Source organism: Streptomyces sp. NBC_00669 (assembly GCF_036226785.1).
Lineage (GTDB): Bacteria > Actinomycetota > Actinomycetes > Streptomycetales > Streptomycetaceae > Actinacidiphila.
The window spans coordinates 8053938-8075257 of sequence record NZ_CP109018.1 but is presented as its reverse complement, the minus strand read 5'-3'; the positions used below and the strand labels follow the sequence as shown (position 1 = coordinate 8075257).

General features: G+C 71.7%; 20 protein-coding genes, 2 tRNA genes and 1 pseudogene. 7 read left to right on the top strand and 16 right to left on the bottom strand.

Annotated features, from left to right (window positions below; genetic code table 11):
* Nucleotides 1-12: 12 nt before the first annotated feature.
* Entirely contained in the window at nt 13-1719 is a 1707-nt protein-coding gene (locus tag OG896_RS34125) for a hypothetical protein (protein WP_443057193.1), read from the top strand.
* A 157-nt stretch (nt 1720-1876) separates the two neighbouring features.
* Here OG896_RS34125 and OG896_RS34120 read toward each other — a convergent pair whose 3' ends face one another.
* Nucleotides 1877-2434, bottom strand: a complete 558-nt coding sequence (locus OG896_RS34120; RefSeq protein ID WP_329371553.1) for an HIT family protein — start codon at nt 2432-2434, stop codon at nt 1877-1879.
* Nucleotides 2435-2500: 66 nt separating this feature from the next.
* Between OG896_RS34120 and OG896_RS34115 the strand changes: the two genes are divergently transcribed.
* Nucleotides 2501-3163, top strand: a complete 663-nt coding sequence (locus OG896_RS34115) for a potassium channel family protein (RefSeq protein WP_329371551.1) — start codon at nt 2501-2503, stop codon at nt 3161-3163.
* A 48-nt stretch (nt 3164-3211) separates the two neighbouring features.
* Here the strand turns inward: OG896_RS34115 and thrS are convergent, their stop codons facing one another.
* Both thrS and OG896_RS34105 read right to left on the bottom strand, forming a co-directional pair.
* The gene (gene thrS / locus OG896_RS34110) at nt 3212-5194 is read right to left on the bottom strand and encodes a threonine--tRNA ligase (RefSeq protein WP_329371549.1); all 1983 of its coding nucleotides are present in this window, start codon (nt 5192-5194) and stop codon (nt 3212-3214) included.
* A gap of 205 nt (nt 5195-5399) precedes the next feature.
* On the bottom strand, nt 5400-5963 hold the full coding sequence (locus OG896_RS34105) for a PadR family transcriptional regulator (RefSeq protein WP_329371548.1): 564 nt from the start codon (nt 5961-5963) through the stop codon (nt 5400-5402).
* 151 nt (nt 5964-6114) lie between these two features.
* On the opposite strand from OG896_RS34105, the gene OG896_RS34100 reads away from it, so the two are divergent.
* Nucleotides 6115-6552, top strand: a complete 438-nt coding sequence (locus tag OG896_RS34100; RefSeq protein WP_329371547.1) for a nuclear transport factor 2 family protein — start codon at nt 6115-6117, stop codon at nt 6550-6552.
* Nucleotides 6553-6693: 141 nt separating this feature from the next.
* Here the strand turns inward: OG896_RS34100 and OG896_RS34095 are convergent, their stop codons facing one another.
* The 3 genes from OG896_RS34095 to OG896_RS34085 form a co-directional block, all read right to left on the bottom strand.
* Nucleotides 6694-8502, bottom strand: coding sequence for an alpha/beta fold hydrolase (locus OG896_RS34095; RefSeq protein ID WP_329371545.1), 1809 nt, complete (start codon nt 8500-8502; stop codon nt 6694-6696).
* Between the two features lie 353 nt (nt 8503-8855).
* Nucleotides 8856-9539 carry a GNAT family N-acetyltransferase gene (locus OG896_RS34090; protein WP_329371543.1) on the bottom strand — a complete coding sequence of 228 codons (684 nt, stop codon included), beginning with the start codon at nt 9537-9539 and terminating at the stop codon, nt 8856-8858.
* A gap of 104 nt (nt 9540-9643) precedes the next feature.
* A complete protein-coding gene (locus tag OG896_RS34085; protein WP_329371542.1) occupies nt 9644-10864 on the bottom strand; it encodes a glycoside hydrolase family 76 protein in 1221 nt (406 codons plus the stop codon).
* A 561-nt stretch (nt 10865-11425) separates the two neighbouring features.
* Between OG896_RS34085 and OG896_RS34080 the strand changes: the two genes are divergently transcribed.
* On the top strand, nt 11426-12706 hold the full coding sequence (locus OG896_RS34080) for an ATP-binding protein (protein WP_329371540.1): 1281 nt from the start codon (nt 11426-11428) through the stop codon (nt 12704-12706).
* A gap of 30 nt (nt 12707-12736) precedes the next feature.
* Here the strand turns inward: OG896_RS34080 and OG896_RS34075 are convergent, their stop codons facing one another.
* Nucleotides 12737-13918 (bottom strand): FAD-dependent oxidoreductase, encoded by a 1182-nt coding sequence (locus OG896_RS34075; RefSeq protein WP_329371538.1) that lies wholly within the window; start codon nt 13916-13918, stop codon nt 12737-12739.
* Nucleotides 13919-14072: 154 nt separating this feature from the next.
* Here OG896_RS34075 and OG896_RS34070 point away from each other — a divergent pair, with 154 nt between their 5' ends.
* The gene (locus OG896_RS34070) at nt 14073-14702 is read left to right on the top strand and encodes a TetR/AcrR family transcriptional regulator (protein ID WP_329371536.1); all 630 of its coding nucleotides are present in this window, start codon (nt 14073-14075) and stop codon (nt 14700-14702) included.
* Between the two features lie 108 nt (nt 14703-14810).
* Here OG896_RS34070 and OG896_RS34065 read toward each other — a convergent pair whose 3' ends face one another.
* The 7 genes from OG896_RS34065 to OG896_RS34035 all read right to left on the bottom strand — a co-directional run bounded on the left by OG896_RS34065 (nt 14811) and on the right by OG896_RS34035 (nt 18295).
* Nucleotides 14811-15611 carry a phosphotransferase gene (locus tag OG896_RS34065; protein WP_329371534.1) on the bottom strand — a complete coding sequence of 267 codons (801 nt, stop codon included), beginning with the start codon at nt 15609-15611 and terminating at the stop codon, nt 14811-14813.
* A gap of 8 nt (nt 15612-15619) precedes the next feature.
* Nucleotides 15620-16486 carry a radical SAM/SPASM domain-containing protein gene (locus tag OG896_RS34060; protein WP_329371532.1) on the bottom strand — a complete coding sequence of 289 codons (867 nt, stop codon included), beginning with the start codon at nt 16484-16486 and terminating at the stop codon, nt 15620-15622.
* A gap of 81 nt (nt 16487-16567) precedes the next feature.
* Nucleotides 16568-16780, bottom strand: a complete 213-nt coding sequence (locus tag OG896_RS34055; RefSeq protein ID WP_329371530.1) for a hypothetical protein — start codon at nt 16778-16780, stop codon at nt 16568-16570.
* A gap of 41 nt (nt 16781-16821) precedes the next feature.
* Nucleotides 16822-17313, bottom strand: coding sequence for a hypothetical protein (locus OG896_RS34050; protein WP_329371527.1), 492 nt, complete (start codon nt 17311-17313; stop codon nt 16822-16824).
* 177 nt (nt 17314-17490) lie between these two features.
* Nucleotides 17491-17565, bottom strand: a tRNA-Val gene (locus tag OG896_RS34045).
* A gap of 37 nt (nt 17566-17602) precedes the next feature.
* On the bottom strand, nt 17603-18064 hold the full coding sequence (locus OG896_RS34040) for an SRPBCC family protein (protein ID WP_329371526.1): 462 nt from the start codon (nt 18062-18064) through the stop codon (nt 17603-17605).
* Between the two features lie 159 nt (nt 18065-18223).
* Nucleotides 18224-18295 (bottom strand) — tRNA-Val (locus tag OG896_RS34035).
* Nucleotides 18296-18618: 323 nt separating this feature from the next.
* Between OG896_RS34035 and OG896_RS34030 the strand changes: the two genes are divergently transcribed.
* Together OG896_RS34030 and OG896_RS34025 are read left to right on the top strand one after the other, a co-directional pair.
* A complete protein-coding gene (locus tag OG896_RS34030) occupies nt 18619-19032 on the top strand; it encodes an SsgA family sporulation/cell division regulator (protein ID WP_003959770.1) in 414 nt (137 codons plus the stop codon).
* 195 nt (nt 19033-19227) lie between these two features.
* Nucleotides 19228-19776: pseudogene (locus OG896_RS34025) on the top strand (CGNR zinc finger domain-containing protein); the annotation flags it as partial.
* Nucleotides 19777-20007: 231 nt separating this feature from the next.
* Here OG896_RS34025 and OG896_RS34020 read toward each other — a convergent pair.
* Nucleotides 20008-20238, bottom strand: coding sequence for a hypothetical protein (locus tag OG896_RS34020; protein WP_329371523.1), 231 nt, complete (start codon nt 20236-20238; stop codon nt 20008-20010).
* 409 nt (nt 20239-20647) lie between these two features.
* Nucleotides 20648-21127, bottom strand: a complete 480-nt coding sequence (locus tag OG896_RS34015) for a hypothetical protein (RefSeq protein WP_329371522.1) — start codon at nt 21125-21127, stop codon at nt 20648-20650.
* Between the last annotated feature and the right edge of the window lie 193 nt (nt 21128-21320).

The window sequence follows — 21320 nt, the reverse complement described above, 5'->3', positions numbered from 1 at the left end:
CCTGTGCGGGGAATGGGCTGGTCGGAGCCTGCCTTTCAGGGTGCGGTCGGATGGCGAGTGGGGGCTGCGGTGACAGACGGGTTCGACTTCAGCCCGGGAGCGCAGGTCCCGCTCCTGGGTACCGACGGCGAGACGGCCGCGACACAGGCGCTCGCCTCGGCGGCGTACCGGGACTCCACGATGGAGGACCTGATCGGCATCAGTGACGGTGCCAAGGTGACGCCGCCCCGGCTGTCGCTGTTCGAGCCCAACCTCGGTGAGGCGTTCGCGCGGGCGGTGCAGGTCCGGATGCTGGGCGCGGCCCGCGGCGAACTCGTGCAGTCCTTCGGCATCGAGCCGCAGACCGTCGTCGAGCACTGCCTGGCGGCCACCCGGATCAGGCAGGAGCGCGACAACCGGCTGAGCGTCGTGATGGGGGTGTGCGGGCTGCTGTTCCTGCCGGGCACCTTGCTGTGGCTCGGCGCGTTCCAGCTGCGCCGCTCGCTGACCGGCCTGAGGGAGAAGGGCAACAAGGCGGGCGTGCTGGGCGGGGCGGTGCTCGCGGTCGCGGCCGTGCTGGCGGTCCTGCTGGCGATCCGGCCGCCGTTCAGCGGGTTCTGGGCGCTGTACTTCCGCGTGGTGATGATCGTGCCGGTGATCGGCTGGTTCCTCGCCCGCCGGATCTGCGAGCGCACCGCCAAGGACCTGCGCGACCGGTGGGGCGAACTGGCCGGCGGCTCCGGGGTCGGCGCGAAGATCCCCGAGGCGGTGCCGCGCAACCCCAACCAGCTACGCGCCGAAAGCCTCCGGCAGAGCCTGGCGAAGCTCGCCGCCGAGCAGAGCAGCAACGTCGTCTTCTACGCGGGCCCGCGCGGGATACTCGGCATGGGCAGCCGCTGGGGCAGCTGGCAGATGGCCGAGGAGCTGGTGCCGCGCGAGGACATGAAGGAGATCAACCCGTTCCGCAGCTGGGATGTGATCCGGGCGATCCACGACCGGCTGCGGATGCTGGAGCGCGGCCCCCTGCACACCGGCGGCTTCCCCAAGCCGTCGATACGGCACTGGGTGGTGGCCCCGATCAGCGAGAGCGCCGGCAGCATCTCCCGCCCCACTGGGACCGAGGTCGAGGCGTACACCGTCAAGGACTTCGAGATCCAGCGGATCTGCAACACCCAGCAGTTCGGCAAGGGCAACCGGCACTACCTGGGCATCCAGTTCGTGCTGTGGGACGGCAACCTCGTGATCACCCTCATGGTCACCGTGACCGTCCTCGCGCAGACCCTCCGCGTCGAGGTCACCGGATACGCGCTCGGCCCGATCAAGGGCCTGTTCACCTCCAAGCCGTCCGCGCCGACCAAGACGGTCAGCAAGTCCGTGAAGTTCTGGGAGACCAGGACCGTCTCGCTGCCGGTCGTCAATCCGTCCGAGGTGGTCCGCCTCACCGCCCGCGCGCCGCTGACCCGGTTCCCGTCGATCCTCGACCACCTCGGCGGCTCCCTCAAGCTCCCCGAGCCCTTCGGCCTGCGCCACACCTGGGCCGACAAGCCCTGGCAGCACCGCTTCATGGCCGACGACGCACTCCGCGCCGCCACCCCCGTCCTCCGCGCGGTGCACGCCGCCGCGATCCAGGTGATGGACGAGAACGGCGTCGACATCACCCAGTTCACCAGCCGCTCCATGGCGCTCGGCGGCATGGTCCAGGGCGTCGAGCCCAAGAAGGCCGACGCCTACGACGCGTAGGGCGGTGCCCCGGGTCGTGTGCGGCTCCCTTCGCGGAGGGAGCCGCACGTACTCAGGGGCGCGTGCGGCCCCCAGGCGAAGCTCTGGGGGGAGAGCCGCGCGCGCAACCCACCGCCGGCAGGCGGTCCCCCGACCGACGGCCCCCCACCCCGGAGGGTCAGCTCGGCCAGGCGTCCGCGAGCAGCTTGCGGGTGTCGGCCAGAAGCTGCGGCAGCACCTTCGTATTGCCGACCACCGGCATGAAGTTGACGTCCCCGCCCCAGCGGGGCACCACGTGCTGGTGCAGGTGCGCCGCGATCCCGGCCCCGGCCACATCCCCCTGGTTCATCCCGATGTTGAACCCCTGCGCCCCGGACGCGGCCCGCAGCGCGGTCATCGCCTGCTTCGTGAGCAGCGCGACCTCCGCCGTCTCGCCGTCGTCGAGGTCCGTGTAGTCCGCGACGTGCCGGTAGGGCACGAGCATGAGGTGCCCGCTGTTGTACGGGTACAGGTTGAGCACGGCGTACGCCCGCTCCCCGCGCGCGATGACCAGCCCGTCCTCGTCGGACTTCGACGGGATCGCGCAGAAGGGACACCCGTCACCCGCACCGGGCCCGGTCGGCTTGTTCTCGCCCTGGATGTACGCCATCCGGTGCGGGGTCCACAGCCGCTGGAACGCGTCCGGACCCCCCGCCCCACCCCGCTGCTCCGGCTCACTCGTCATGCCGATCAGCATATGGCCAACCCCCCGTCCCGCGTGTCGCCGGGGCTGCCGCGGCCTGCGGACAGCGATCCTGGCCGGATGGCCGCCGACCCCCGCCTCACCCGCTGGGAGGACCGCAGCGAGCTGCCGCTCTTCGTGGTGGCGCTGTGCTTCCTGACCGCGTACGCCGTGCACGTGCTGGCCCGTGGGATGCCCGCCGCCGGGCACGACGCGTGCCTCGCCGTGGTCTACAGCGCCTGGGCGGTGTTCCTCGCCGACTACCTGGTGCGGTGGCGGCTCGGCCCGGATCGCCGGCTCGTCCGGTACGTGCGGCACCACGTGCTCGACACGGTGGTGCTGATCCTGCCGCTGCTGCGCCCGCTGCGCTTCGTCAGCACCTACCAGGCGGTGCAGCAACGGCGGGCCGCGCCGCGGCTGAGCCTGTACGGGCGGGTGATCGCGTACACCGGGATCACCGCGGTGCTGCTGGGCTTCGCGGCGTCGCTTGCGGTCTACCAGGCCGAGCGGGGTGCGCCGGACGCGACCATCCGCACGTACGGCGACTCGGTGTGGTGGATGTGCTCCACGATCACCACCGTCGGCTACGGGGACGTCACCCCGGTCACGCCGCTGGGCCGCACCGTCGCGGTGGGGCTGATGATCGGCGGCGTGGCGCTGCTGGGCGCCGTGACCGGGTCGTTCTCCTCGTGGCTGCTCCAGGTGTTCGCGCGCGAGGGCGACGAGAAGCCCCCGGCCCGCTGACGTACCGCGGACCGGGGGCGGGGCCCCGCTCAGGAGCGGGGCGGGGACTCACACCTGCACGCGGCGCTCCACCACGTCCACGAGCTTCGCCAGCGCCTCGTCGCGCGGGATGTTGTTCTCCTGCGAGCCGTCGCGGTAGCGGAAGGACACCGTGCCGTGCGACATGTCGTCGTCGCCGACGATGATCATGAACGGCGGCTTCTGCCGCTGCCAGGTCCTGATCTTCTTCTGCATCCGGTCCGAGGAGGAGTCGACCTCGACCCGCAGGCCCTTGCGCTTGGCCTCCTCCGCGAACTCCTGGAGGTAGGGCACGTGGGCGTCGCCGACCGGGATGCCGACCGCCTGCACGGGGGCGAGCCAGGCCGGGAAGGCGCCCGCGTAGTGCTCCAGCAGCACCGCGAAGAAGCGCTCGATGGAGCCGAAGAGCGCCCGGTGGATCATCACCGGCTGCTGCCGGGTGCCGTCGGCCGCGGTGTACTCCAGCTTGAAGCGGGCCGGCTGCTGGAAGTCGACCTGGATCGTGGACATCTGCCAGGTCCGGCCGATCGCGTCACGCGCCTGGACCGAGATCTTCGGGCCGTAGAAGGCGGCGCCGCCCGGGTCCATCACCAGTTCCAGGCCCTGCTTCTCGGCGGCCTGCCGCAACTGCTCGGTGGCCTCGGCCCATTCGTGGTCCTCGCCGATGAACTTGTCGCCCTCGCCACGGGTGGACAGCTCCAGGTAGAAGTCGCTGAGGCCGTAGTCCCGCAGCAGGTTCAGCACGAAGGTGAGCAGGGAGTCCAGCTCGTCGGGCACCTGCTCCTTCGTGCAGTAGATGTGCGAGTCGTCCTGGGTGAAGCCGCGGGCCCGGGTCAGGCCGTGCACGACGCCCGACTTCTCGTACCGGTACACCGTGCCGAACTCGAACAGCCTCAAGGGGAGTTCGCGGTAGGAGCGGCCGCGGGCGTCGAAGATCAGGTTGTGCATCGGGCAGTTCATGGCCTTGAGGTAGTAGTCCTGCCCCTCGAACTCCATGGGGGGGAACATGCCCTCGGCGTAGTGCGGCAGGTGGCCGGAGGTCTCGTAGAGCTTCGCCTTGGTGATGTGCGGGGTGTTGACGAACTCGTACCCCGCCTCCTCGTGGCGCCTGCGGGAGTACTCCTCCATCTCCTTGCGGATCACCCCGCCCTTGGGGTGGAAGACGGCGAGGCCCGAGCCCAGCTCGTCGGGGAAGGAGAAGAGGTCGAGTTCGGCGCCGAGCTTGCGGTGGTCGCGTTTCTCGGCCTCGGCGAGGAAGTCCAGGTGGGCCTTGAGCTCGTCCTTGGTGGGCCACGCGGTGCCGTAGATCCGCTGGAGCTGCGGGTTCTTCTCGCTGCCGCGCCAGTACGCGGCGGCGTTGCGCATCAGTTTGAAGGCCGGGATGGCGCGGGTGGTGGGCAGGTGCGGGCCGCGGCACAGGTCCTTCCAGCACAGCTCGCCGGTCTTCGCGTCGAGGTTGTCGTAGATGGTCAGCTCGCCGCCGCCCACCTCGACGTCCGCGCCGTCCTCGGAGTTCGCCGCGGAGCCCTTGAGGCCGATCAGCTCCAGCTTGTACGGCTCGTCGGCCAGCTCCTCGCGGGCGGCGTCGTCGGTGATCGCGCGACGGGAGAAGCGCTGGCCGCGCTTCTGGATCTCCTGCATCCGCTTCTCGATGGCCTTGAGGTCATCGGGGGTGAAGGGCTGCGGGACGTCGAAGTCGTAGTAGAAGCCGTCCTTGATCGGCGGGCCGATGCCGAGCTTGGCCAGCGGGAAGAGGTCCTGCACCGCCTGGGCCATCACGTGGGCGGTGGAGTGCCGCAGGATGTTCAGCCCGTCGGGGCTGGTGATCTCCACGGCCTCGACCTCGTCGCCGTCGGCGACCGGGTAGGCGAGGTCCTTGAGCGCGCCGCCGACGCGGGCGGCGACCACGGCCCGCTCGCCCTCGAACAGATCCGCCGCGGTCGTGCCCGTCGTGACCACCCGCGCTTCCGGTTCGGCGGAATCGCGTTTGATGATCACACGGAGGTCTGACACCGGTCTGCTCCTGACTTGAGGCTTACGAGCGACTTGAGGCTCACGAGCGCGGGCGGGTCGTCTTCCGCCGCTGCGCTGAATCGTACCGAGCCGGGGCGGGCGATCGCGAAGCCGCGGGGTGTGGGAGCTGTGCGGGGGGCCGGGAACCGTGCGCGGGGTCGGGGACCGCGGGTGGAGCCGGGAGCCGGGGGCTGCGCGCGGGCCGCTACCCGCGGGCCGCCTGCCGCGCGCGCAGGACCTCGGCGGTGCGCTCGTACCACTCGCGGTTGCCGCGCTCGAAGGCGAGACCGCGCAGGCAGGTGAGGTAGGGGCCGATCCGGGCGCCGTGCCGCAGGTACTCCTCCTCGGTGGCGTCGCCGCGCATCCGCCGCAGCAGCCCGTCGAACAGCTCGATCCGGGCCTGCGCGAAGGCGATCCGCTCGGCGAGGCGGGCGGTGAGCACATCGGTGTCGACGTGGTCGGCGGCCTGCACCTTGACCATGAGGTCGTCGCGGATCAGGGACGGCTTGCCGGTGGTGGCGGCGAAGCGTTCCAGCTCGGCGAGACCGAGGTCGGTGACCTCGTAGACGCGCTTGTCGGGGCGGCCCTCCTGCACCACCTTGCGGCCGGTGACCAGGCCGGCCCGCTCCAGCTTGGGCAGTTCCGCGTAGAGCTGCTGCGGGGCGGCCTGCCAGAAGTTGGCCACGCCCAGGTCGAACGCCTTCGCGAGCTGGTATCCGCTCAGCTCCTCGTCGAGCAGCGCCGCGAGCACGGCGTGGCGCAGCGCCATCCGGTCGGCCTCCTCCCCGGTCGCGGAGCGGGGTCGCCAGGGTCGTCCCCGGCCGGTCGGAGGGTTGTCCCCGGGCCCGCATCCGTGCATCATCATACTCAAGAAACTGAGTACTCACATCGTTGAGTATCCGGAGGGGAGCGCTGCCGTCATGACCGCGACCGAAACCGCCGTGGACCGTTTCCGCACCGCCGTCGAGCAGCGTGACCTCGGCGCGATGGAGGGGCTGTTCACGGAGGACATCCGCGTCTACAGCCCGGTGAAGTTCCGCCCCTTCGAGGGCCGGCCCCTGGTGCTCGGCCTGTTCAACGTCCTGCTGCGCACCTTCGAGGACTTCCGCTACGTCGGCCGGCTCGACGGCGCCGCCCAGACCCTCGCCGACGGCGCCGAGACCCCCGCCGCGGTGCTGCTCTTCCGCGCCACCGTCAACGGCCGCGAGATCAACGGCATCGACCTGATCCACCTCGATCCGGCCGGCCTCATCCGCGAGTTCACGGTCATGGTCCGCCCGCAGTCCGCGGTCCACGCCCTCGGCGAAGCGGTCCTGGCCGGCCTGGTCGCGGACGGCCTGGCCCCGGCGCAGCCCTAGCCCGCAGCCGATCGACGGAACCGCCCTACGAGGCAGACGAGTCGGCCTCGTCCCTGGGACCGCCAAGGACGGTGGTGGGCGGGTGAGGCGTCACCGCGTCACCCGCCCACCGTGCCGACCCGGTCGCGCGCGTCACATGGCTCAGCCGAGCGGGAGTTCCAGGCTGGCCTCCTCTCCCTTCGGCGAGCTGATGGTGGTGGTGCTGCCGTCTTCGCCGGCGAAGGAGTACAGCTTGTCGCGGCTGTTGACGACCAGGATCAGCCGGTGGCGGTCCGGCAGGTCGTAGACGGCGGGCTGGAGCTGCCAGCTGACCGAGCGGTCCAGGTTGGGGGTCAAGTCGCTGACGGTGTACGGCTCGTGGGTGATGATCCGGGCCGTGCCGTCCGGGGCGGCGTCGAACAGGTAGGCCACCAGGGTGGTGGCGTCCGAGGTGCTGCGTACGGTGAACCGCACGGCCGCGGTGCCCCGGATGCGCCGGGCCGCACCGTCCTGGCCGGCGAGCGGCTCGGTCGCCCAGACCAGCAGCTGCGGCCGTTCGAACTTCGCCGGGTCGTAGATCTTGGGGTTGCCGAACCACTCCTGCTGCCCGGTCTGCAGGATGGCGCCCATAGCGGTGGCGGAGGTCAGCTCGCCGGCGGTGAAGTCCCGGGCCCATCCGTCGGTCGGCTCCTCGGCCAGCGCGCCGTCGCCGTTGCCACGCGTGGCCGTGAGGTACCAGATCTCGCTGCCGGTGGTGACGTCGTCCCACACCGGACGCTGTTCACGGTGCGCCGGAACGGTGATCAGGTGGGTGCCGCCGGGGATCGGGATGGTCCGGTAGGTGAACATGACCTGGTTGTCCACCTCCGCCCACGTCGGCACGTCGTTGTCGGCGTCGAGCAGGTAGTGGTCCAGCCAGTCGTAGGCTTCCCGCATCGGTACGCGCAGGCCGGGGAACGGCAGACCGGTCAACAGCCCGGCGAGGCCGGGACCTTCGGGCGCGCCGTGGTCGCCGATCCACATGTTCAGCCGCTTCGGCACGGTGAGCTGCGTGAACGTCTCGATCACCTGGCCGGCCGGGAAGAGGCTCTCGTGCCAGGTGTTCGAGAAGAAGGTCGGGATGCCCCGCGCGTTGGTGAGGCGCACATACGCTTCCGGGGAGCGCTCCGTGCCCCAGGCCACCACGTCGTCGAGGTGGTGGCCGCCCAGGAAGTCGGTGAGGACCTGCCGGGTCTCCTCGTCGAACTTCTCCTCCATCGGGCCGCCGGTGAAGTCGATCAGCGCCTGGGCGGCGGCGAGATGACGGGTGTGGTGGTGGTACAGGCTGGTGGCCAGATTGCCCCAGGTACTCAGCGCGACGACCACGGAGACCCGGTCGTCCGGGTCGTGCGCGGCGATGAGCTGGCTGATCCCGGAACCGTAGGACTCGCCGAGAAGACCGATCTTGCTCGGGTTGAAGTGCTCTTGCGCGTAGTCGATCACCGTCGACCCGTCGGCCCAGTCCTTGGGACCGGCGACATCGACGGTGCCCTCGGACGTGGACGGCAGCGCCGGGTCGCCGATTCCTCGCGGGGTGTACGCCAGCACGTGGTAGCCGCGGTGCGCCAGCGTGAGGTAGGCGTACAGGAAAGGCAGCCAGCCGTACGGGCTCCAGCCGGCGGGCACGATCACGACGGGGTGGGGTGTCGGGTCGCTGAGTTCGATGGAGAAGGCCGACAGGCGGACTCCGTCCGACGCGACGATGCGCGGGAAGCCGATCGAGGCGCGCCGCCGGACGGCGTTCGCCAGCTCCGCCAGTTCCGGTGGGAGCGCGCCCCCGGGGCTGCCCTGGAGTGCGGCGACCAGGGCATTGGCCAGGTCGATGACGGAGGGGGTGAAGGTGAGTCCGGAGTCCCAGACACCGTTGGTGGCGATGTCGGTGAGCGTGGCGTCGGTGATCGACGCGATCGGTTCTCCGCCGGCAGCAGTCATACGATCCACCTTTTCCATGACGGACGCGAAGCCCCGAGGAACGGGCGCTCGCGGGAGTGACGCGGGAGCGTGCCGCTCCGGCGGGCACGGCCGGACGGCCACCGCCCAGCACCATGGTCAGCGGAAGACGTGGAGAGACCGTCGCGTCAGGAAGATGTTCACTGCATGGAGTTAAGGCGCCGCGCCAAACCCGGCCGGCACCGGTGACGAGCAGATCCAGCCAACCGGGCCCGACCGCAAGACGCTGGAGGTCACCGCCGAGGTCCCTTGGGCCCAGGGGTGTTGGCGTGCGCGCACGAGGAGGGGCGACGGCGCCCTCAGCTTCGCCCCTCCGGTCAGCCTCGCCCCTCCGGTCAGCTTCGCCCTTCCGGCGCCGCGGCCAAGCGGCTGCGGGTCCGGACTCCGGCATCAGCGCGGGCGGTGGCGGCGGCGAGGCGGCGTTCGAGGTGCGCGCGGCGCTCGGGCCACTCGTCGGCGGTGATGGAGAAGATCGCGGAGTCGCGCAGCCGCCCGTCCTCACCGGGCGCCCAGGACCGGGACCAGTTGCGGAGCACGCCCTCGAAGGTGGCGCCGACGGACTCGATGGCGGCGCGCGAACGGAGGTTGCGGGCATCGGTCTTGAGGTCGACCCGGCCGACCTGCCAGGTCTCGAAGGCGTGCCGGAAGAGCAGGTACTTCGCCTCGGTGTTGACGCCGGTGCCCTGCGCGGAGCTCGCCAGCCAGGTGAAGCCGACCTCGATCGCGGAGAGCCGGTCGGGGGTGAGCGCGAAGCGCGGCTCCCAGAAGGAAGTGGCGCCGACCGCCCGCCCGGAGGACCTGAGCACCTGGGCGTACGGCGCGAGCCGGCCGGACGCGGCACGTCCGAGTTGCTCGTCGACGTAGTGCCCGACGTCCTCGGCCCTGGGCACCCACGTGAATCCGTAGGACCCGCGGTCCTCCTCGGCCGCCGCGGCCAGCTCCGGCACGTGCCGGTGCTCCAACGGCTCCAGCCGCACCAACTCGCCCTCCAGCACCGGCCCGTCCAACGTGAAGCCCATGGCCACCGCCCACCCCTCGTCCCACCGCCGCCCGTACGGCGCGCACCGCGCATCGTGCCAGGTCCGCGGCGCTCTGTCGTACGAATTACCCGCGGCCGCGGGGCTCACAGGAGCAGGTGGTAGTCGCGCGGGCTCCACGCCGCCAGTGTCTGCATCTCCACCAGCGCGGCCTGGGTGTTGACGGCGAGCCCCGCCTGCGCCGGCAACAGGCCGGTGGACGGGTCGACCGTCCCCCACAGGGCGTCCGCACAGGCGCGCTGCGCGCCGCGGTAGCGCTCGTCGGGGTCGATCGAGTGCAGCAGCAGCATGTTCTTGAACAGCACCACGGCGCCGGGGACGTCGGCGGCGAAGCTGTTCGCGAAGTCGTAGGTCTCCAGCGCCCGTTCGGCGATGTCCCGGGCCTGTCCGAGGTAGCCGCGCTCGCCGGTGGCCAGGTGCAGCAGCGCGGCGGCGCCGAGCATGTTGCCCTGGTTGTAGGCCAGTTGCGCGGTGTCCACGGTGCCCTGGAGGTCGACGTGGTCCCAGTACAAGCCGTTGGGGGCTTTGAGGTGGCCCTCGACCCAGTCGAACATCTCGATGGAGTGCCGGAGTGTGTCCCGGTTCCCGGTGAGCAGGTACAGCCGGGCGCCGATCTCCACGCCGAGGGCGTTGGAGACGGTGTTGCGGTCGTGGTTGTAGGTGGCCTGCGTCCAGAACGTTCCGCCGGGATCGGGGTGGCCGGGGTCGTCGTCCCAGCCGTAGCGGATCAACGCGAAGATCAGCCGGGCGCGTTGGAGGGCCGCCCGGTCACCGGTGATCCGGTACTGCTGGAGCGCGGCGAGGCCGAGCCACTCGTTGTCGTCGTAGAAGAGGTCGCCGCCCTGGCCCAGCGGGGGCAGCAGGTAGGACGCGTAGCCGGGCGGGCTGGCCGGGGCGGGCGGGCTCAGCGGGTTGGCCGACACGGGCGAGGGGTTGTAGTAGCCGGCCAGCGCCTCGTCCCGGTCCCGTACGGCCGAGGCGTAGCGGCGGTCGAGCCGGAGCAGGCCGAGGGTGGCCGTGATGACCCCGGAGAACGGATAGACGTAGGCGTACGGGTTGTCGCCGGGCTGGGCGGGGTGGTTCGGCGCGTAGAGCTTGACGTCGGGCGCGTAGTAGAAGCGCTGGAGCGCGTCGTACGCCGCGACCGCGCGTCGCGCGTAGCCGCTCCGGCCCGCGTCCGGCCGCGCCGGGCTCGCGAACGCCGGTGTCGCGGCGAGCCCGAGGACGAGGGAACCGCCCGCCAGCGCCGCGGCCTTGCCGAACGCCCGCCGGCTCGTCCCCGATTCACGCTGGTCTTCGCTTGACATCGTTGTCAGCACCTCCGCGTACGCGGCATCGACATGTTCGTCCGGGCGCGAGCGAATGTAGACCCGCGTGATCTTCGGGTCAATGGTGGTGACGCGTACGGTCGGTGGCGGGGGCGCTTACCCGTTTCCACGTTTGCTCGTCTCCTCGCCTCGACGGTCCTGCCGACCCCGACGGACATGACGACTTCCTCCGGGCCGGAGGCGATCCGTTCCTCCTGCTCCGCCCGCCACGTCAGGTCGGGCGCGAGGGGGCGGGGGTTCGGGCCGGCGCTTCCCGGATGCGGGGTCGCCGCTACGGCGCCGTCATCCGGTGAGCCTGGACAGCGCCCTGCACGGCCGGGCCGAGGTCCGAGGACAGCTGGTCCGCGCCCGGAGCGCCGTACACCTCCTCCGCGTACGCGCTTCCACCCACCCTCGCGGGGCCCACCTTCCGCAGGCCCGGGGGCGGTGCCCGGTCGCCGTGGGCCTGCTCCGCACGGAGAATGAGAGGAGGGGCCGGGCACGGGGTCCGCCCGGCCGGACCACCCGGTTTCCCCACTCCCCGCGGGCGAGGTGGCGACGATGCCGACGTGGCGACTGCGCGACTACCACGACGACGACCTGGACCGGGCGATCCAGATCTGGGACCAGGACCGGCAGGCGGACGATGCCCACCCGGTGTTCCCGGTCTCCGAGGTGATGGCTGCGGCCAGGTCGGGCGAGCCCGCCGTGGTCGCGGTGGTCGGCGAGGAGGTCGTCGGCATGGCGGTGGCCCGGGCGCAGGGCGAGCGGGCCTGGATCACGCTGGTCGCCCTCGCCGCGAACTGGCGCAACCGCGGCATCGGCAGCGCCCTGATCGCCGAGCTGGAGCGGCGGCTGCGCGGCCAGGGGGTGCGAAGGATCGGCGCGCTGCTCGACCCGCGGACCACCGGCACCGCGGCCCTGGAGAACTCCGGGTACCGCGCCCGCACCGGACTGGTCTTCTACGAGAAGGTCGAGCGCCTCGGCTCCGGTGACGCCGGGCTGCTGGCGGAACTCGGCGGCCGGCTGGAGCCTCCCGGGCTGTGGAGCGCCCTCGCGGGCATGGACCGTGAGAAGGCTGCCATCGAGCGCCGGATCGTGCTGCCGCTGACCGAGCCCGCGCTCGCCGAGCGCTACGAGGTGACGCCGCCGAAAGCGGTGATCCTCTTCGGTCCGCCCGGCACCGGGAAGACCAGCTTCGCCAGGGCCGTCGCCTCCCGTCTGGACTGGCCTTTCGTCGAGTTGTTCCCGTCCCGGCTCGCCGCAGGCGACACCGGCGGCCTGGCCGCGTCGCTCAGGGACGCCTTCGCCGACCTCGCCGAGTTGGAGGCGGTGCTCCTCTTCGTCGACGAGGTCGAGGAGATCGCGGGCGTACGGTCCGGCCTGGCCGCCGACCCGGGGCACGGAGTCACCAACGAACTGCTCAAGCTGATCCCGGGCTTCCGCGACCACGACGACCGCCTGCTGATCTGCGCCACCAATTCCGTACGTTCGCTGGACCCGGCGTTCCTGCGCCCCGGGCGGTTCGACTACGTGATCCCGGTCGGCCCGCCCGACCCGTTGGCCCGCGAGGCGATCTGGCGCCGCTATCTCGGGGCCGCCGCCGAGACGGTGGAGTTGCCCCGCCTGGTGGCCGCGAGTGAGATGTTCACGCCCGCGGACATCGAGTTCGCCGCTCGCAAGGGCTCGCACGCCGCGTTCGAGCGCGAGGTCGCCGACCGCCGCGGGACGCCCGCCGGCACCGAGGACTACCTCACCGCGATCGCCGACACCCGCCCCACCCTCACCGCCCAGGCCCTCTCCGACTTCGAGGAGGACATCTCCCGCCACGCCCGGTTGTGAGGTGAGCCCGGGCCGGGGCGCGACGGGAACTCAGCGCCGGGGGGCGTCGCCGTCGCCGAGGTCGGGGAGTTCGGTGGACAGGAGGTGCTCGGCGCCGCCTTCGAGGAGCTTGGCGGTCTCGGCGGAGCGCGGGAGCATCGTCGTCTCGTAGGCGCGGACGGCGTCGTCGACGGTGGGCTCGTTCGCCAGGGCCAGCGCGAGCTCGGTGGCGTCGAGCATCGCGAGGTTGACGCCGACGCCGAGCGGCGGCATGACGTGGGCGGCGTCGCCGAGCAGGGTCACGGTCGGGTGGTGGTCCCAGGTGTGCGGGACGGGGAGGGCGAAGATCGGGCGGTCCACGTAGGGACCGTCGTTGTCGGTGATCAGCCGGCGCATCCGGGGCGACCAGTGGGCGTACTCGTCGAGGAGCAGGGCGCGGACGGCCTCGGTGTCGGCGACGGTCAGGCCGCTGCGGGCGATCCAGTCCACCGGGGCCCGCCGGATGACGTAGACACGGATGTGGTCGCCGCTGTTGCGCTGGGCGAACAGGGCGCGGTCGCCGTCGGCCGCGTGGGCACCGCCCTGGCCGACCAGTTCGGCGATGTCGGGGTGGCGGCGCTCGACATCGGCGTACCACGCCTCCAGAAAGCTCACCCCGGTGTAGCCGGGACGGGCGGCGGACACGGCAGGGCGCACCCGGGAGAAGGCGCCGTCGGCGCCGATGACCAGGTCGGTCTCGACGGTCGTGCCGTCGGAGAAGTGGAGCCGCCGCGGCCCCTCGGCGGGCCCGCCGATCCGGTCGAGGGACCGGCCCCAGCGCACGGTTCCCGGCTCCAGGGAGCCGAGCAGCAGGTCGCGGAGCTGACCGCGGTCGATCTCCGGCTTGAACAGCTCGCCCTCGTCCGGGAGTTGATGGGACACGAGGGTGCCAGTCAGGTCCAGTTGGCGCATCTCCTGCCCTTCGGGGCGGGCCAGCTCGAAGAACCCGTCCAGCAGGCCGGCCTCGCGCAGGGCGATCTGGCCGTTGTCGGCGTGCAGGTCGAGGGTGCCGCCCTGGTTGTGCGCGTCGGGGCCCGCCGCGCGGTCGTACACGGTGACCGGGATACCGCGCCGCTGGAGGATACGGGCGCAGGTCAGGCCGCCGGGTCCGGCGCCGATGACGCTGATCCTGGCGCCGGCGGGCGGCAGGGGCTTCGCGGGGGTGAGCGGGTTCGGAGGGTTCGTGCGGTCCATGGGGGTCCTTTCGCCGGGCGCCGGATCACAGCCGCGGCGTTGTGCCGCGGGCTGGTGGGCACCCGTGGGGCGCCCACCGGGCGCCACAATATTTGCAACGACTCCAAATATACAACCACTCCAATTTTCTCTCGGGTCGGATACTCTTGCGGGCATGGCGGAGACGATCGAGCGGGCAGGAGCGGGCGGGCGGCGCGAGCGCAAGAAGGCCGCCACCCGCCAGGCGATCGCCGACACGGCACTGCGGCTGTTCCTGGAGCGCGGCTACGAGCAGGTGAGCGTCCGCGAGATCGCCGAGGGCGCCGACGTGTCGGTGTCGACCCTGTTCAACTACTTCCCGCACGGCAAAGAGGCCCTGGTCTTCGACGAGGACGCCCGCAACGAGGAAGCCCTGGTCCGCGCGGTCACCGACCGCCCGCCCGGCCAGACCCTCCCCCAGGCCCTGCGCGCCTACCTCGTCGGCTTCGTCGTGACCGGCCACGCCCAGGACCCCCGCTTCCCCCGCCTCCAGAAACTCATCCAGCAGACCCCGGCCCTGCGCGAGTACTCCCGTGCGATGTGGCTGCGCCACGAACACGCGCTGGCCCGCGCACTCGCCGACCAGGCCGGCCGCCCGCACGACGACCTCCTCTGCGCCGCCTACGCCCGCTTCACCCTGGAGACCATCCCGTTCGCCGGTTCCCACCCCGACCCCGCCGCCGCCGTCGACCAGGCATGCCGCCTGCTCGACCACGGCTGGACCACCACGGTCACCCCGAACGACGGCTCGCCGCACCAGAGTTGACGTAACCCAGCACTTCCTACTGGACGCCGACACACCTCGGTCGGGTCGGCCTGGAACGGCGCCATGACGCGCGAAAGGGGATGGTCGACCGGTCGCGCGGCCCGTCCGTCATACCGGAGCCCCGCGGTGAGCCGCCCACGACCGGGCCGTGGTCTCCATGGCCTTGAGCCATGCGGCGTCAGGCCGTCGCTCCGCGAAGCTCCGGTACATACGGAGGTTCGCCGATGCGAAGGCGTCGATCGCGCGCCGATCGGCGTCAACCCATGCCGGGCACCGGCCGGCCCATGCCTCCGCGTCCTCCGGAGAGTGCCCTGCCGCGACGAGCTGAACCACCAGGCAAGCGGGGTCGATGAAGGCCGCGCCCCGCGTGGGCCACGACCAGTCAACGGCCCATGTCCGCCCCTCCCCGATCATGAAGTTGCTCGGATTGATGTCGGTGTAGAGCAAGGCCCCACCCTCGAAGAGGGCCGCATCCGCCGCGTCATCGGCGAAGCGATTCCATCGCGTCTCCGCCCATCCCTCGGCGACCCCGGGCAGGGGGAGTTCGCCGATCCGCCCCAGCAGTCCGACGACCGCGCGGAGGTCAGGCGAGTCCACATCGAACTTCGCCCCCCGGGCCTCGACCGCCTCGAAACCGAGGACGATCCATTCGTCGTTCTCCGCTTGCCACTTCAGAGCAGGCGCGAGAGGGACGACGAAGGGATTGACCAGCGCCTCCCGGATGAGGGAGTCTCGGCGACCGCCGGGACGGTTGCGCATGGCCTTGACGAAGAAGGGCCCCTTTTCGCACTCGACAATGGCCGTCAGGTCCGAACTGAACCCCCGGGCCGTTCGGCGTACGTCGCCCAGGTCCCCTGTATGCGGGTTGAGCAGTGCCCAGAAACCCGCTCCGGGAAGGCTGTCGTTCACGTCATCCTTCAGGTCCTCGGGGTGCACTCACTCCCCGGAAATCCCGGGGTGCACTCGGTCTCCGTGGGATCGCACGGATCGCCACCGACCGTGACCGCCCGGATCTTCGCGCTGATCTCCGCCATGGCACTCCCACGGAGAATATCGGCGAGGTCGGTCTTCTCGACGTTGCCGACACCGAGGTGCCCCGAGAACACACACGGCGAGACAGTGCCGTCAGGGCCCACGGCCGCCGTACCGTCACCGCATCCTCCGCAGAGGTGCGGCAACTCCTCTTCCTGGCCCTCGCCTTCGCCGCCCCGACCGAAGGGACGCACGCGATCAACGCTGATCCTCGTCACGCCCAAGCCGGCCAGGTCGCGCCGCGCGGCGTCGGTCTCGCGGTCGCCCTCAGTCGTGACGATTCCGACGCGTACGGAGATGCCAAGGCCGACGGCCTGGCTGATGTTGGCCCGGGTGCGACGGTGCGACGGGCGACGTGTCACCGTGTCATGCTCCGTTGCTCGGTCGGAGTAGTACGACGTAGCGAGCGTCAGGCCCTGGCGCTGGAACAACTCCCAGCACCGCCGGGAAACATGAACGAGGTTGCTGTACACCTCGACATGCAGGCCGATGTTCAGGGCGTGGTCCACCAACTCGGCGAAGTGGGGGTGCATGGTCGGCTCACCGCCGATGAACTGGACGTTCCGCACCCCGTAGTCGGCCGCCTGGTCGAGCACACGAAGCCAGCCCTCGCGACTCATCGTCCCATGGCCGCCCTGCGGCCCCGACTCGTTGTAGCAGTGGATGCAGGCGAGTTGGCAGCGCCTGGTCAGGTCGAGCCACAGAAGCCGCGGGGGGCGCGGCTGGCTCGGTAACTCGTCAATGCTGTTCACGGTGCACTCCCCTTGTCGGTTATGCATGTTTCGTGGCCATATCATCGCCCATGCGGAGGCATCCGCACCACGCTGCGTTCGTCACCGAACACGTAATGTGGACAGAAGCTTGATACGAATGCCTTCCCGGCCGGGGTCGTCACCGGGCATCGGGTGCGGCGGCATGTCCACGGCAGGCCGGGGGATCTCGCCATGGGGCAGCATGGTCGCCATGTCTGCGTCCAGTGCGCTTTGGAACACCCGGTGGGCGGCAGCGTCGTAGTCGTCGGCACTGTGAGCAGGGTGGAACTCCACGTGGACCCCGTCGGCCAGGTCACGGGCCGGTGGGTGGACGGCTACTCGGCGGTGCGCCGCTGCGTCCGGTCGCGTTCCCCGAGGCGCAGGATGCGCCAACTCGGCAGCGGGTGACGGGCCTCCTTCGTGAGGAAGTCCATCATGTCGATGAGCATGCGCCGAACGTCCGCTATGGGGACGTCCAGTTCCTCCCACTGGTTGTAGTGGGCGTGCAGGCGGACCCGATCGTCGGAGACCCGCTCCAGCAGGCAGCTTTCCACCCCGAGCCGGAGTTCGTCGCCGGCTTCGATCCTGAGCCACTGCAAGAGGGCCGACGAGACCGCCCAGTCCGGCCCGCACTGGGAGACGAACTCCTCCGCCGCCCAGCGCAGTGCCTGAGGCGTGCCTTCGGGCGCACTGATGACGGTGGTGCCGAAGGCGGAGGCGACACGCTGGAACTCCTCGTCGGCGCCCCTGTCGAAAGCGGGGATCTCCTCCAACCCGAAGACCCAGCGGTCCTTCGGGATGTCCGGGGGCTCGTTCGTCCGGCTCACCCGCACGATGATGCCAGGCCGCAACTTCCGTGCCGCGCTTGCCTCGCGCGCCGCGCCAGGTCCGCGGCGGCCCCGTCGACGGGACGTGCGAACAGGCGCCGGCAGGCGCCGGTAGGCGTTCGGCGGGCAACCGAAAGGGCCGCCCTGACGGACGGCCCCTGAGGTGTCATACATGTCTGGTGGGCGATACTGGGATCGAACCAGTGACCCCTTCGGTGTGAACGAAGTGCTCTCCCGCTGAGCTAATCGCCCCGACGACGTGAACAATACAGGGCGGCCCGGGGCGGGTTCAAACGGGAAGCCGGGCGGCGGAGAGGCGAGCGCGCAGGCCGCGGCGGCAGGACCGCATCATGGCGGCGTGGTTGGCGCGGAAGAGCGGGCGGCAGGGCACGGCGAGCAGCCGCATCAGGCGCTTGCGAACCGTGACGTCCTGCTCGAAGAGGAGCCGGGTGGCACCGCCGGGATCGGGTCGTACGGTCCAGCGCACCCAGCCGTCGAGGTCCCCGGTCATGGCGACTTCGAGCACGCGGGCCCCGGGGTCGTGGCGGGTGGAGCGGGCGGTGACGACGAGGTCGTACGGCAGGGCGGAGCGGAAGCGCAGCACGCCGCTGGTGTCGCCGGTCTGCCGGACCTCGCGGACCTGGGGCCACCAGTCGGGGTACTGGTCGGGGCGTTCCAGCACGCGGTAGACGGCGTCGGGCCCCGCGTCGAGCCGCCAGGAGCTACGGAATCGGTAGTGGCTCCAGTCCATGGCACCAGTGTGCGCCCGGAGTTGGGGGAACGCGGCACCCCGGGAGCCGGGCACCGTATGCGAAAGGCGCCGCACCCGGAACGCGCCGCACGCCGCGAAGGGCGTCCAACGCAAAAGGTCCCGGACCGTCTCACGGACGGCCCGGGACCCTTTTCCGGGTGGGCGATACTGGGATCGAACCAGTGACCCCTTCGGTGTGAACGAAGTGCTCTCCCGCTGAGCTAATCGCCCCGGCGCGTGCACAACATTACCGCACCCGGCGGACCGCTTCGGACCACCCCGGGAGCCGCGCGCCGCGCGAGCGCCACCCCCCGGAACGGCGCATCCGACAGCGCACCCCCACGACCGTCACTCTCCGCAGCGACGGCGCCACTTCGATCGACTGGCCAAACCGTCCTGAAACGGCTCCGTCCGGGTCTTCCCGCTAAGCCGGACGAGGTACCAGAAGCCTCACAAACACCTCAGAGGGGTTTACAACGTCGCCGCAGGTGGCATGTCGATTTCGCCGACGTGCGAATCCCCGAGCGCACACTGAGCGAAAGGCCCTGGCGCTTATGAACACCACGGTCAGCTGCGAGCTGCACCTGCGCCTCGTTGTGTCGAGCGAATCCTCACTGCCTGTACCCGCGGGCTTGCGGTACGACACGGCCGATCCGTATGCCGTGCACGCCACCTTCCACACCGGAGCCGAAGAGACGGTCGAATGGGTGTTCGCCCGCGACCTGCTCGCCGAGGGGCTGCACCGCCCCACCGGCACCGGCGACGTCCGAGTCTGGCCGTCCCGCAGCCACGGTCAGGGCGTCGTGTGCATCGCCCTCAGCTCCCCCGAGGGCGAAGCCCTGCTCGAAGCCCCGGCGCGGGCCCTGGAGTCCTTCCTGAAGCGGACGGACGCCGCGGTCCCACCGGGCACCGAGCACCGCCATTTCGATCTGGATACGGAGCTCTCGCACATCCTCGCGGAGAGCTGATCCCCGTATCCCATACCGTCCGCGGCCGTCCTACTCGGGGGGACGCCCGGACCACGGGCCGCGTCGGACCACCACCAGCGGTCCGACGCCGCAGGCAACGGAGCCGCCGCCGTGGGAGCAGACCCCCACGGCGGCGGCTCCCGCGCTAGAGTCACCGGGACTCAGCCGCCAGACACGCCGGCAGGAGCGAATCCCGTGCTCATCAACCACGACACCAGGTGCGCGCTCGACTGCGTGGTGGACCTGGTCAACTCCGCGCCGCAGATCGAGGGGCGTGAGGGCCTGGGCGATGTCGCCCGCCTGCGGGCCTTCGTCGAGCGGCACAAGGTCAGCGACGTCGCCCGCCTCGACCACGAGGACATCGGGGCCGTCCACGCGGTCCGCGCCCGGTTCACCCAGGTGTTCGCCGCCCCCGACGACCCCAGCGCCGTCGCCGTGCTCAACGAGATGATCGCCGAGGCGGGCACCACCCCCCGGCTCACCGACCACGACGGCTACGACTGGCATATGCACTACTTCTCGCCGGGTGCCTCCCTGGCCACCCACGTCGCCGCGGACTGCGGGATGGCGATCGCCTTCCTGGTGCTGACCGGCGAGCGGGAGCGGCTGCGCCGCTGCGACGCACCGGCCTGCCGCCGCGCCTTCGTGGACCTGTCCCGCAACCGCTCCCGCCGCTACTGCGACAGCCGCACCTGCGGGAACCGGCTGCACGTCGCCGCGTACCGGGCCCGCAGGCGCGAGGCGGAGGAAACCGGGGACGCGGGCCCGGACGGCGGCCACGGGCCGCGGACGGACCGCGCCGGGCAATCCGCCGGGCCCGCCGCCGAGCACGCGGGGACGGCACGGCCCGTCGGCTCGGACGGCGCGGGGACCTGACCCGCGGCCGGGCGCCCGACCCCCGCCCGCGGCCCGGCCCGACCCCGACTCGTCCCGGCCCCGCTCGGCCCCGGCCCGGCCCCGACTCGACCCGCCCGGCTACAGAACGAGCAGGTCCCACCCGGCGCCCACACCGAGCAGCCCCCCGATCACGCACAGGAACAGCATCAGCGGCGGCTGCGACAGGGCGTACAAGCACCCCTGCGGCTCGACGAACTCGCCCCGGCGCAGGGCCGCGCGCCGGGCCGCACGCCCGGTGAGCGCCTTCTCGGGGACGGCGGGAGCGGCGGGCAGGGCCGGCGCTCCGGACAGGCCCGACGGGCCCGACACCCCTGACACCCCGGGCGAGCCGGGCAGTCCGGGCCGCACCGGGAAACCGGGGTGGACAGGTCGGCCGGGTGCAACCGGTCCAACCGGTTGCACCGGGAGTACCGGACGCGGCGGCGCGGGAGGCAGCGCCGCGCGCACCGGCGGGGCGGGAAGTACGGGGACGGGCCTGACGGCGAGCAGCGGTCGCGCGCAGCCGACGGCGGTGAGGGTGACGAGGGCGGCGAGGGCGGAAACGGGCAGTTCGGCACGGTCCGGCCGCGGAGGGGCGATGACGTCCCCGGGGGTGGGCAGCACACCGCGATGATCGCGCAGCGCAGCATCCCGCGCCGCCCAACACGCGGACTTTACAAGGGTGTTTACCTGCGTCTCGGATGCCGGGACCGACTTGCGCGGAGGGCCCCGGGTCGGCTCAGATCCCGCGCCGCTTCAAGATCTCCTCGATGTCCGCGAAGTCCGACAGGCCGCTGTCCGCCGAGGCGCGCGAGCGCCGCTTGCCCGCGTTGAGCGCGGGGGCCGGCTCGGCCGCGGGGCCGGGGGCGCCGGCCACGGCCGCGGGCCCGGCCGGGGCGCCGGCTGAGTCGGCGCCACCGCCGCGCCGCCGGCGGCGGCCGGAGACCAGCCGTGTGATGCCGAAGAGCGCCGCGGAGCAGGCGATGACGCCGAAGCCGAGCCACACCGTCGGCTTGAAGACCAGGTCGACGGCCCAGTCGCCGGTGGCGGTGCCGACCTTGCGGCCGAGGGTGACCAGACCGGCCAGCGCCAGGCCGACCGGCAGCAGCGAGACCGCGGCGATCCTGGTCGCGGCCAGGAACCTGCGGCGGTAGGCGGTCACGATCGCGATGGCCAGGCCGCCCGCGGACAGGGCGGCGCACAGCGTGTCGGTCAGCATCCGGCGGCTCCTGCGGCTGCGGGTCGGCCCGGGGGTCCGGCCGGGCCCCGCGAGAGTGGTCTCCCCCATCCTGCCTCGCCCGGGCCCCCGGCGGCCACGACGAGGCGCCGGGTTCCGTGGAATCTGGGGGGCAAATCGGGGTGGCCTCCTCCGTGAGCGGTAGGTCGTGAGGGGGAGGCGGAGCCCGGCGCGC